Origin of the sequence: Streptomyces caelestis, assembly GCF_014205255.1 — a bacterium.
GTDB classification, from domain to species: domain Bacteria; phylum Actinomycetota; class Actinomycetes; order Streptomycetales; family Streptomycetaceae; genus Streptomyces; species Streptomyces caelestis.
Map to the genome: position 1 here is coordinate 8,170,923 of NZ_JACHNE010000001.1, position 11,740 is coordinate 8,182,662.

An 11,740-nucleotide genomic window follows, 5' to 3' on the forward strand; every position below is an offset into this window, starting at 1 on the left:
GACCTGCGTACAACGTGGCCAGGTATGGCTCATTGGAGCCGTCGGCCCGGGAATGGTCCGGATCGTGTCCTCAGTGAGACGGGCCTGGTCATCTGTCGACGCCGCACCCCTCGTTTCGTTGGACCGCTCCAAGCGGATGTGTTGGCCCGCCCAGTGCTATGGCGAGGTGGGCAGGTGCGGGGAGCGGAGCACGAGCAGGGTGATCTCGCTGGGGGCGAAGACGCGGAACGGCGGGCCCCAGAAGCCGGTGCCGCGGCTGGTGTACAGGAGGGTGCGGGTGCCGTGGTGGCTGAGGCCGGCGAGGGCGGGCTGGTCGATGCGGACCAGGTGGTGGAAGGGCCAGATCTGGCCGCCGTGGGTGTGGCCGGAGAGCTGGAGGTCGACGCCGGCGGCTGCCGCCCGGTCGACGAACTTGGGCTGGTGTGCCAAGAGCAGGACGGGTAGGTCTGGGTCGGCGCCGTTCAGCGCTCCGGCGAGGTGGGCTCCGTGGCCGGCGAGGCCGGAGGACTCGGCGGTGACGTCATCCACGCCGGCGACCACGAGGGTGTCGCCTCCGCGTTCGAGCAGCAGATGGCGGTTGCGCAGCGGCTCCCAGCCCAGCTCGTCCATCAGGTCGACCCAGCCCTGGGCCTCGCTGTAGTACTCGTGGTTGCCGGTGACGTATACACGGGCCCGGGTGGCCCGTACGGTACCGAGCGGGACGGCCTGGGCGCGGCGGCGTTCGGCCGTGCCGTCCGCGATGTCGCCGGTGTGGCAGACCAGGTCGGCTTCCAGAGTGTTCACCGTCTCGCATACCCGCGCCGACCAGCGAGTGCGATCGAGCGGGCCGTAGTGGGTGTCGGTGATGAGGACGACGCGGATGCCGTCCAACCCGGCACCCAGCCGTGGGAGTTGCACGTCGAGTCGGCGCACGCGCGGCACGCGGCGGGCTTCGGCGTACCCCCAGGCGAGTAGTACGGCGGTTATGCCGAGGACGGCCCAAGTGACGAGTCGGGCCCGGTCCTGACTCTCGTCGACGCCGGCCACGGTCAGGGCGAGCCGCAAGGGGATGCCGAGCAGAATGGACCAGGTGAACAGCACCCAGCTGGTGCCCAGCAGGGTGTCACCGACGATCGCCGCCCGGTCCTGCTGGCGTCGGCCGTGGCCGCGCGCCATCGAGAGCGGCATACCAAAGAGGCCGAGGGCGAACAGGGCGGTGCCGACCAGCGTGACGGGCAGCGGCCAGTGCTGGCCGGTGTGCAGGAGTACCCAGCAGGGCACGGCCCACAGCAGGACGGGGGCGATCAGGGGGATGTAGCGCATCAGGCGGTGCAGTCGGCTCTGCCGCGGAGCTTGCGTTTCGCTGTCGGCGGGTCGGGTGTTGCTGGTGTCGGTCACGCTTCCCCTCCCAGACCGGGCTGCCGTCCCGCGCACTGTATCCGGTCGCCCTCGGGCCGGCCGGACCGGCGTGCATGGGCGAGGCCCCTTGCGGCGAAGGGTTCTCTGTAGGAGGGCAAGACTCCGCCGCGGACACCTCCCTTGGCATGAGCCGCGATCAGGGCGCTACTGCCCCGGCTTGGTACTGCCGCCAGCGGAGCGCGCGCCGACGGGAAAATGGTCCAGGGGGTGTCCGCAAAGTCCCGTCGTCCGCCCGGAGAGCGGGCCCTGCGGCGTTCGGTGCGGGCTCTGGGGGTACCCGCTGCTCGAAGAGCTTGGGGGAGCGTGCCGGGCGTCGCGGGGCAGGCGGGATTTTGCGGACACGCCCTAAGCCGATGATGGCGGGCATCGGCCTCACTGAGGCCGGTCGATGCACTCGCGCAACAGGGTGTTGAAGCCCCGAATATGGGAGGTCGTGCTTGGTGATGACGCCGCGTAGGAGCGGCCCGAGCACGCCCTGTGCGTTGCCTCCAACGCGGCCATCGCCGCGTGTACGAGCGCATCGCCGCCCACGACCCGAGCGGGCCGGCCTAGAAGGCTGATGAAGATCTTGGTGAGGGCTGTCCGGCCGTCGGGCCGGACAGCCCTCCGGTCATGTACCGGCCGGTGCGATGTGCCAGGTGCCACTGGTGTGGGTGAGTCCGAGGTTGATCAGTCGGCGGAGGTTGAGTGCGGCGGCTCGGGTGTGGAGCCAGGTGTCGTTCTTGATGGTGCCGCGGTAGCGCAGGCGCCGGTTGCCGTGGTGGACGAGCCAGGCGACGGCGCGTTCGACCGGGGGCCGCCAGCGGCGGTAGTCGGCCTGCCAGCCGGGGTCGGTTGCGGCCTGGTGGCGGGCTGCTGTCTGGATGTTGTGATGGGGCCGGATGGTCAGGATGCGTCCGGCCCTGGCTTTGGTGCACTGCTCGCGCAGGTGGCATCCGGTGCATAAGCTCCCGAAAATGGCTTTGCGTTGGTGGTGCTGCCCGCCGGGGCCGGACAGGGCCACGGTGTGTCCGGCCGGGCAGGTCACGACAGCGGCTGTGGTGTCGATGGCGAAGTCGTCGAGGGTGAAGCCGCCGGGGACGGCAGGCCGCAGCGGGGCGGGCTTGATGAACAGCCGGTGCCCGGCCTCGTGGAGGGCCTGGCGGACATCACCACTGGAGTAGGCGGTGTCGCCGAAGGCATCGAGTGGGGTGTCCTCGTCGGCAAGCAGTTCCAGGCCGACCGCGGCCTCGTGGTGCTCGGGCCCGGCGCCGGGCCGCAGAGCGACGGCGGTGTATAACCCGGTCTCGGGCTCGACGGCCAGGTGGGCCTTGAAGCCGTCCTGCTGGTGAGTGCGGGTCTTGTGGACGTGGCGTGCTTCGGGATCGATGGTGGAGACCATCCGGCCAGGGGCGGTGCCCCGGGTGATGCGCCAGCGGCCGTCGCGGCCGTCGGAGTCCTCGGCGGGCTCGACGTCCTGGCCGGCGACCAGGGCCAGGAGGCCCACCGCGTTGGCCGCCCTTTCGCCGAGTTGCTCATCGGGCAGGTGGCCCAGCAGCCGCAGGGCATCTGTGACCAGCGCGTCGACCAGCTCGGCGCGGGCCTGCTCGTCGTTCCAGGCGATGCGGGGCTTGCCCGGGTCGGTGTAGTCGTGCGCGCTGCACTGGGCAGCGGCGACCGCGTCGGCGCCGGGGACCTCGCGGATCACCGCGCGGACGGCGGCGATGATCTGGGTGACGGTGTCCTGGGTGGCGACCGCGTCGTCCAGCACGGTGGAGTCCAGTGCCCGGCGGTGCTTGCCCTTGAGTACGCCGGTGGCCTTCACGACCTCGCGCACGGCCTCGAAGATCCGGTTGGGACGGGCGGAACGGGCCAGCCGACGGCGGAAGTAGGCCAGCAGCGACGGGTCGAACGCCATGTCGTGAAGGCCCAGCCCGCATCCGGCCTTCCACCGCAGGTCGCACCGCAGTTCCTGGACCGTCTCGAAATCCGACAGCCCGTGCAGGGCCTGCAAGGTGACCGCGGCGGCCAGGATCTGCGGCGGCATGCTCGGCCGTCCGTTCGCCGACGGGTACATGTCCGTGAACATCTCAGCCGGGAACAGCTCGCCACGATGCTCGGCCAGGAACGCGAACACACTCCCCTGCGGGATCACTTCCCGGCACGTCTCCCACACGTCCGGCCCGACCATCTCGCCGACCCACTCACCCATCGCCACATGACGAGTCTGGCCCTGCCGCTGACGCGGCAGGACCAAAACCCAAGATCTTCATCAGCCTTCTAGGCGATGTTCACCCACATCACCGACGCCTGGCTCGTCCGCCGCAGCGCACCAGGCGACCCGGTGCGCCTGGAGCGTCAGCTTGTCGCGTGACCCGGGCGGGCTCGGCCTTCCGCCGAGCCCGCCACGCCGGCTCCATACCGGAGCCGGACTCGTGTCGCGCCGTCAGCGCCGCAGTGTCAGCAGACCCGGACGGTAGGGCAGGAGGCCGTAGTCGCCGCCGGAGCTGGGGCTGCGCCCCTGGTAGAGGAACTGCAGATTGCAGGGATCGACGGTCATGGTCTGATCGGCGCTGGTGCGGATCAGTTCGCCATGGCTGATGTCGTTCGTCCAGGTGGCGCCACTGTTGGCCTTGCCGGCGAAGGGATTGCTCTCGGTCGCGGCCTGGGGTGTCCACGAGCCGTTCAGACTGGTGGCCGTGAACGAGCGGAAGTAGCGGCCCTGCGAGCCGATCGCCTCGACGATCATGAGGTAGCGGTTCTGGCCCTTCAGCTTGTAGACCTGCGGGGCTTCGAACAGGTTGTTCGTCGTATCGCTCATGACCACGGTCGAGGTCGAGCCGAAGCTGCCCGGGAAGTTCCCGATCGGCATACTGGCCCGGTAGATCTTGCCGTTGTCACCGGCGAAGAACAGGTACATGTTCGTCCCGTCACCGATGAGCGTCTGGTCGATGGGTCCTGTTCCGGAGCCGGTGATGCTTCCGGAGAAGAGCACCTGCTGGGATGACCAGCCATTCGGGTTGGTGGGGTCGCTCGACGTCCGGTAGGAGAAGGCGGTCCCGCCCCACTGGTAGGCGAGCACCCAGATGTTCTTCGGCGCGAAGTAGAAGAGCGTGGGCGCGACGGTGGAAGCCGACATCGTGTTCTGGCTGGCCGAGGCCATCTCCGACCAGTTGCTGAACAGGCCGAAGTTCATCGAACCCCAACGCGTCCCCGTGTCGTGCGTCGTCGCGTAGACGAGTTGCCTGCCGTTGTAGGGGGCGACGGTGAAGTCCTTGAGGGAGACCCACCCCGGCTTGGGCTGCGCCAGCGCGCCCGTTGAGGTCCAGCGGTATGTCGACGGAAGATCGCACGGGCCGGGGGTGTCGCCGCCGACCTTGACGAGCTGCCACTGCTGGTTGGCGCCGCCCCAGTCGTCGTACTGGACGACGTTTGCGTTGTCAGCGGTGGAGGCGCCCTGTACTTCGAGGGCCTTGTTGCTGTGGCGCGAGATGAACCTCACGTAGCCGTCCGAGCTGTCGGCCAGCCGCCACTGCTGGTTGGTGGCGTTCAGGTCGGCCCACTGGACGATCGATCCGCCGTTCGCGGTGGACCAGTTGTGGACGTCCAGCACCTTGCCCGAGTGGCGGGACTTGATGCGGTAGTAGCCGCCCCCGGAATCGACGAACTGCCACTGCTGCTGGCTCTGATCGTTCCTGGTCCACTGGGTGATGCGGGCGCCGTCGTCGGTCGCCATGTTGTAGACATCCAGGGCCTTGCCGCTGGTGCGGTTGACCAGCACATACGAGGCGTTGGGGTCTATGGTCGCCGCGCCGGCGGGCTGGGCACCGAGGAAGGTAGCCACGAGCAGCAAGGGCGCAAGGACGGCGAGTAAGCGTCTCGGACGCATCAGAGGGCACTCCTTTGGGGGGCGGGGGTGCGGGACCCCGAGGAACCGTGGAGCGGACCGCCGGGGGTAGGGACGGTCTCGAAATGTTTCGAACAATTCCCGGAAGCTTTGACGCCACAAGCTAGGAATGTGCGGCCCTCAGGTCAAGGCCTGTCGCCGATCTGTCCGCAAACAGCGCTTGGTCGGCCCCGAATGTTTCGGGCGAGGAATCGAAACTTCTTCTGCGGGGAGTATTGACGATGCATCGTCAATTCCTCAATCATCCCTGTCTGAGAACCCGGCCTTAGTTCGAGATGTCGAACCACGCCGGCCCTGGGCAATCTGTGCACCAAAGCACCCGCGCCACCCCCGTCACGTCCCGGTGAGGTTCGCACCAGTGGACGACGCATTCCCCCGCGCTTCAGTCCTTCCTTGATGTCTACCTTGGAGGCACAGTCATGGGCTCGTATGCCCTTCCCAGACCCGTTGTCCGCCGGAAGATCCGCGGCCTGCTGTTGGCGCTGGTCGTCGGCGTCCTCGGTGTGGTCACCGCAATGGTCGCGCCGCCGACCGCACACGCCGCCGAGAACACGCTCGGCGCCGCGGCGGCGCAGAGCGGCCGCTACTTCGGCACCGCCATCGCCTCGGGCAGGCTGGGCGACTCGGCGTACACGACGATCGCGGGCCGTGAGTTCAACTCGGTGACGGCCGAGAACGAGATGAAGATCGACGCCACCGAACCACAGCGGGGCCAGTTCAACTTCACCGCCGGTGACCGCGTCTACAACTGGGCGGTGCAGAACGGCAAGCAGGTGCGCGGCCACACCCTGGCCTGGCACTCCCAGCAGCCCGGCTGGATGCAGAGCCTCAGCGGCAGCGCGCTGCGCCAGGCGATGATCGACCACATCAAGGGCGTGATGGCCCACTACAAGGGCAAGATCGCCCAGTGGGACGTCGTGAACGAGGCCTTCGCCGACGGCAGTTCGGGAGCAAGGCGCGACTCCAACCTGCAACGCACCGGCAACGACTGGATCGAGGTCGCCTTCCGCACCGCGCGCGCCGCCGACCCGGCCGCCAAGCTCTGTTACAACGACTACAACGTCGAGAACTGGACCTGGGCCAAAACCCAGGCCATGTACGCCATGGTCCGGGACTTCAAGCAGCGCGGCGTGCCGATCGACTGCGTCGGCTTCCAGTCGCACTTCAACAGCGGCAGCCCCTACAACAGCAACTTCCGCACCACCCTGCAGAACTTCGCCGCCCTCGGCGTCGATGTGGCCATCACCGAACTCGACATCCAGGGCGCCCCCGCCACGACCTACGCCAACGTGGTCAACGACTGCCTTGCCGTCCCGCGCTGCCTCGGCATCACCGTCTGGGGTGTGCGCGACACCGACTCCTGGCGACCGGAGCACACGCCGCTGCTGTTCAACGGCGACGGCAGTAAGAAGCCCGCCTACACCACCGTCCTCAACGCACTCAACGGCGGCTCTTCTACGCCCCCTGCGGAGTCCGGACCGATCAAGGGCGTCGGTTCAGGCCGCTGCCTGGACGTGCCCGGCACCAGTACCACCGACGGCACCCAGCTCCAGCTGTGGGACTGCAACAACGGCACCAACCAGCAGTGGACGCACACCGCCGCCGGTGAGCTCAGGGTCTACGGCAACAAGTGCCTGGACGCCGCCGGCACCGGCAACGGCACCAAGGTCCAGATCTACAGCTGCTGGGGCGGCGACAACCAGAAATGGCGCCTCAACTCCGACGGATCCATCGTCGGCGTCCAGTCCGGCCTCTGTCTCGACGCCGTCGCAGGCGGCACCGCCAACGGCACCCTGATCCAGCTCTACTCCTGCTCGAACGGCAGCAACCAGCGCTGGACCCGCACCTGATGGGACCCGCCACCGACGAAAGGGTGAGTCGATGAAGACCTACGGTGCGGCTTCCCCCGCCCCTCCACGCAGACATCGCTGGTGGTCCCGGGTCGCCGCCGTGGTGGCGGCGACCCTCGCGATCGGCATGCTCGCCGCGGTGAATCCGGCGCCCGCCGAGGCGGCGACGGTGGACACCAACGCCTGGTACGTCCTGGTCAATCGCAACAGCGGCAAGGCACTGGACGTCTCCGGCACGTCCACCGCCGACGGCGCGCGGGTCAGCCAGTGGACGCGCAACGACGCAGCCAACCAGCAGTGGCAGTTCGTGGACTCCGGCGGCGGCTTCTACCGCCTCAAGGCCCGGCATTCGGGCAAGGTTCTCGACGTGGCCGGCGCCTCGGCAGCGGACGGTGCCGCGATCCAGCAGTGGGCCGACCACAACGGGGCCAACCAGCAGTTCCGTCTGGCCGACTCCGACGCGGGCCACGTCCGGCTGATCAACCGCACCAGCGGCAAGGCGGTGGAGGTGCAGGGCGCCTCCACCGCCGACGGCGGCACCGTCGTCCAGTACTCCGACTGGGGCGGCGCCAACCAGCAGTGGCAGATGGTCAAGCTGTCGTCCGGTGGCGGCGGCGGATGCGGCAGCGCCCCGACTCTGACGAGCGGTACGCACACGATTCAGAGCGGCGGCAAGAGCCGCAGCTTCATCCTCAGGGTTCCCGCCAACTACGACAGCAGCCACCGCTACCGGCTGATCTTCGCGTTCCACTGGCGGGGCGGAACCGCCGGCGACGTCGCGTCGGGCGGCACGAGCGGGAACGCCTGGTCCTACTACGGCCAACAGGAACAGTCGAGCAACGGCGCGATCCTCGTCGCCCCTCAGGGCCTCGGCAACGGCTGGGCCAATTCGGGCGGTGAGGACGTCACCTTCGTCGACGACATGATCCGGCGCATCGAGGGCGGCCTCTGTGTCAACCCGGCACAGCGTTTCGCCACGGGATTCAGCTGGGGCGGCGGTATGAGCTACGCACTCGCATGCAGCCGGGCGAACGTCTTCAGGGCCGTCGCGGTCATCTCCGGCGCCCAGATCAGCGGGTGCAGCGGCGGCACCCAGCCCATCGCCTACTTCGGCATCCACGGCATCAGCGACTCGGTCCTCAACATCGGGCAAGGACGATCCCTGCGCGACAGATTCGTCAGCAACAACGGCTGCACCCCCCAGAGCCCGCGCGAACCCGCGCCGGGCAGCCGAACGCACATCACCACCACCTACTCGGGCTGCCGTGCCGGATACCCGGTCCAGTGGGCCGCGTTCGACGGAGGCCACATCCCCGGTCCGGTCGACGGCTCCTCCGGCGAAAGCGGCGTCGCCACCTGGACCAAAGCAGAGATCTGGAGGTTCTTCGCACAGTTCCAGTGACACGCCCGCACCACGGGTGGAGCCAGGATGGTTCTGGCTCCACTCCGTCGACGTCCATCCCAGATCGAAGGACAGTCAGGCCTTTCCAGGAGATCTCTCACGAACACGCGCACGCTGGAGACCGGGCTCTCGACCTCCCTCGGAAGGGCGAGTGCCCGGCCAGCGAAGGACGCCGGTCCGGCACCGACCGGACGAGGCCCTGGGCCGATCAAGGCGTGGGCTGACCTGCAAGATCCATCTGGAGGGTGAGGGCGGACCTCGTCCACTGGACGGCGTGACTCGACCGTCCGGACGGCACGGTCATCGCGTCCGGAAACGAACCCCTCACCATCCCGCTCGGCTCCCGGGTCACCCGGCCTGTCTCGTTCACCGCGCCGGCCGGCGGCTCCCGCGTGTACCTGGTGCTGTCGACCACGAAGTCGGGCACTACCACGTTCACCGACTCGGTCGTACCTCAACCTGGGCAACGCGTCGAGCAAGGTGGACGACGCCGCCACCGCGGTTTCCCACAACGGCAATTGGGGTCACGCGAGCGAGGAGACCGGCCCGTACGCCGGCACGAACTCCTACAGTGACGCCACGGGCGACACGGCGACGCTGAGCTTCGTCGGTACCGGCGTCACGCTGCACGCCGTGACCGCGCCGAGCCATGGCATGGCGGGCGTCTCCGTCGACGGCGGGGCCGATGCGCTGGTCGACCTGTACTCGGCGCAGCGCACCGGCGATGTCTCGGTGTGGACCAGCCCCCGGCTCGCCTCCGGCAAGCATCTTCGGCCTGGCTCACACCGGTCCCGTCGTGAGTCGCCGATCATTCTGATCGGTGTGCTCTTCGGACTCGCGATGGACTACGAGGTGTTCCTGATCTCGGGGATGCGGGAGGAAGGGGTCCACACCGGCCGGGCGCGCCGGTCCGTGGTCGAAGGCGCGCGGCACAGCGTGCGGGGCGTCACCGCCGCGGCCCTGATCATGTTCACCGTCTTCGCCGGGTTCTTCCCCCTGGACGACGCCCTGATCAAGCCCATCGCCTTCGCGCCGGCCGTCGGCGTGGCCATCGACGCCTTCGCCGTCCGCATGACCCTCGTACCGGCAGTCCTCGCCCTCACCGGACGACACGCCTGGTGGCTCCCCGCCTGGCTGGGCCGTGTCCTGCCCGATCTCGACGTCGAGGGCACGCGTCTCCGGAAGGCCCCCGAGGTGGCGCCCAAGAACCTGAGCGAGTCGGCTGACCGACGCCCGTCCGGCGGAGCCTTCCGCATCAGGCCCCGGCTGGAGGACACAGTCTCCGGCCGGGGCGCGAACAAATGGCGCGCCGCCACCCGGTCGGGGGCATGAGAGGGGGCGACCGGATGGCGGCCGGAGCTGAGGGGAGAGCGCTTGAGGTCAGTCGTCGATCGCCCGTATCGGGTCATCGGTCAGACTGGTGGCCAGCCACTGCTCCACGGCCGTGATGTGGACGGTCGCCGCAGCGGCGGCGAGCAGGGCGTCGCGTGACTGAAGCGCGCTGAGGATCTGCTCGTGGTCCTCGTGGGCGTTGTTCAGGGCGTGACGGGTCTGGCTGCCGCGGACGATGCGGACACGCTGTGTGCGGGTGGAAAGCACCTGCAGCAGCATCGACAGCACGGGGTTGCCGACCGCCTCGACGATCCTGAGGTGGAAGGCGATGTCGTGGGCGACGAACTCCTCCACGGTGGCGACGGTCCGTGAACGGTTGAGGATGTTGCGCAGTTCCCGGAGATCCTCCTGCTTGAGCAGCGAGGCGGCCAGTCCTGTCGCCTGCGGTTCGAGCAGCCGTCGTACCTGGAGCAACTGCAGAGCCGTGTGGCCCTGGGAGACATCGGCGGCGAAGGAGAGGCTCTCCAGCAGGAGATGGGGCTCCAGGCTGGAGACGTACGTGCCGTCGCCCTGCCGGGTGATCAGGATGCGCATGGCCGTCAGCGCCCGGACCGCCTCGCGCAGGGAGTTCCGGGACAGGCCGAGTTGTCCGGCGAGGATCTCCTCCTTGGGGAGCCGGGAGCCGGGCGCGAGTTCGCCGGCGAGGATCATCGCCTTGATCTTGTCGATCGCCTCGTCCGTCACTGCCACGAGGGTGCCTCTCTGAGTAGGGGACGCGCCGGCCGGCGGCTCCGCCGGGCCCGGCGGAGCCGCCCGCGGTACGTGGCTATTCCTGCTTCTCGCCGGAGGCGAAGCGGGAGATGATCAGTGCGACGATGATGATGGCTCCGTTGAGGAACTGGTTCCACAGCGCTGGTACACCCGCCAACGTCATGACGTTCACGACGAGTTGCAGCGTCAGCACACCGGTGAGCGCGCCGAAGATCGAGCCCTTGCCGCCGTTGAGGCTGACTCCGCCGATGACGGTCGCGGCGAAGACCTGGAAGATCCAGCCGCTGCCCTGGGTGGCGGAGATGGAACCGTAGTGGCCGCTGTAGAGGATGCCGGCGAACGCGGCGAGGACGCTGCCGAGGATGAGGACGATCCACACGATGCGGTCGACGCGGATACCGGCGGTACGGGCCGCCTCCGGGTTGCCGCCGATCGCGTAGAGCGCCCGGCCGTGGCGCAGCCAGGCCAGCGCGCTGCCGCCGATGGCGAAGAGCACCACGCAGATCCAGATCGCGGCCGGGACACCCAGCCACGACGACTTGCCCAGGTAGGTGAAGGAAGACGGCAGTTCCACGATGGACTGCCCCTCGGAGAGGGCGACCTGGAGTCCGCGCAGCATGGTGAGCATGCCGAGGGTGACGATGAAGCCGTTGAGGCGCAGCTTCAGGATCAGGAAGCCGTTGAGGGCCCCGATCACCACGCCCACCAGCAGACAGAGCGGTACGGCCGTCCACTCGGGGAACAGCCCGAGACCCGTGAACCGGGCTCCGCTGGTCGGCAGGACCAGCCACACGGCGATGACGGGCGCCACGCCGATGGTGGACTCCAGGGACAGGTCCATCCGGCCGCAGATCAGGATCAGCGCGGTGGCCAGCACCAGCAGGCTGAGCTCGGTGGACTGCTGGGCCACGCCGATGAGGTTGTCGGCGGTCAGGAAGGCCGGCGAGACGATGAACCCGATCAGGCCGAGGACGAGGATCGCCGGGACCAGGGACAGTTCACGGAAGCGCCCGAAGTCGACCCGGCGGCGCGCGGTGGCCGCGGCGGCCGGCTCGGCCTTGCCCACTGCGGGCTCGGTGAGATCTGTGGTGGCGGACATGA

At 68.8% G+C, this 11,740-nt stretch carries 7 protein-coding genes and 2 pseudogenes; 4 read left to right on the forward strand and 5 right to left on the reverse strand.

The window, feature by feature from the left end; genetic code table 11:
* Positions 1 to 156: 156 nt before the first annotated feature.
* From HDA41_RS36995 to HDA41_RS37005, 3 genes are all read right to left on the reverse strand, one after another.
* Positions 157 to 1,377 (reverse strand): metallophosphoesterase, encoded by a 1,221-nt coding sequence (locus HDA41_RS36995; protein ID WP_184991877.1) that lies wholly within the window; start codon positions 1,375 to 1,377, stop codon positions 157 to 159.
* A gap of 631 nt (positions 1,378 to 2,008) precedes the next feature.
* The gene (locus HDA41_RS37000) at positions 2,009 to 3,589 is read right to left on the reverse strand and encodes an IS1182 family transposase (protein ID WP_184993123.1); all 1,581 of its coding nucleotides are present in this window, start codon (positions 3,587 to 3,589) and stop codon (positions 2,009 to 2,011) included.
* A 234-nt stretch (positions 3,590 to 3,823) separates the two neighbouring features.
* Positions 3,824 to 5,266, reverse strand: a complete 1,443-nt coding sequence (locus HDA41_RS37005; RefSeq protein WP_184991879.1) for a non-reducing end alpha-L-arabinofuranosidase family hydrolase — start codon at positions 5,264 to 5,266, stop codon at positions 3,824 to 3,826.
* Between the two features lie 437 nt (positions 5,267 to 5,703).
* On the opposite strand from HDA41_RS37005, the gene HDA41_RS37010 reads away from it, so the two are divergent.
* The 4 genes and pseudogenes from HDA41_RS37010 to HDA41_RS37025 form a co-directional block, all read left to right on the forward strand.
* Positions 5,704 to 7,134, forward strand: coding sequence for an endo-1,4-beta-xylanase (locus tag HDA41_RS37010; RefSeq protein WP_184991881.1), 1,431 nt, complete (start codon positions 5,704 to 5,706; stop codon positions 7,132 to 7,134).
* Between the two features lie 31 nt (positions 7,135 to 7,165).
* Entirely contained in the window at positions 7,166 to 8,536 is a 1,371-nt protein-coding gene (locus HDA41_RS37015; RefSeq protein ID WP_260423390.1) for an RICIN domain-containing protein, read from the forward strand.
* Between the two features lie 145 nt (positions 8,537 to 8,681).
* Positions 8,682 to 8,804 (forward strand): annotated as a pseudogene (locus tag HDA41_RS37020) (IS5/IS1182 family transposase); the annotation flags it as partial.
* A 492-nt stretch (positions 8,805 to 9,296) separates the two neighbouring features.
* Positions 9,297 to 9,748, forward strand: a pseudogene (locus tag HDA41_RS37025) (MMPL family transporter); the annotation flags it as partial.
* Positions 9,749 to 9,916: 168 nt separating this feature from the next.
* Here the strand turns inward: HDA41_RS37025 and HDA41_RS37030 are convergent.
* Positions 9,917 to 10,618: a FadR/GntR family transcriptional regulator gene (locus HDA41_RS37030; RefSeq protein ID WP_184991883.1), complete on the reverse strand. Its 702-nt coding sequence runs from the start codon at positions 10,616 to 10,618 to the stop codon at positions 9,917 to 9,919.
* A 76-nt stretch (positions 10,619 to 10,694) separates the two neighbouring features.
* Positions 10,695 to 11,738 (reverse strand): ABC transporter permease, encoded by a 1,044-nt coding sequence (locus tag HDA41_RS37035; RefSeq protein ID WP_184991885.1) that lies wholly within the window; start codon positions 11,736 to 11,738, stop codon positions 10,695 to 10,697.
* Positions 11,739 to 11,740 lie beyond the last annotated feature (2 nt).

Coding starts and splice junctions, on each gene's coding strand:
- HDA41_RS37000 (WP_184993123.1), bottom strand. CDS start 3,589: ATGGGTGAGTGGGTCGGCGAGATGGTCGGGCCGGACGTGTGGGAGACG.
- HDA41_RS37005 (WP_184991879.1), bottom strand. CDS start 5,266: ATGCGTCCGAGACGCTTACTCGCCGTCCTTGCGCCCTTGCTGCTCGTG.
- HDA41_RS37010 (WP_184991881.1), top strand. CDS start 5,704: ATGGGCTCGTATGCCCTTCCCAGACCCGTTGTCCGCCGGAAGATCCGC.
- HDA41_RS37015 (WP_260423390.1), top strand. CDS start 7,166: ATGAAGACCTACGGTGCGGCTTCCCCCGCCCCTCCACGCAGACATCGC.
- HDA41_RS37035 (WP_184991885.1), bottom strand. CDS start 11,738: ATGTCCGCCACCACAGATCTCACCGAGCCCGCAGTGGGCAAGGCCGAG.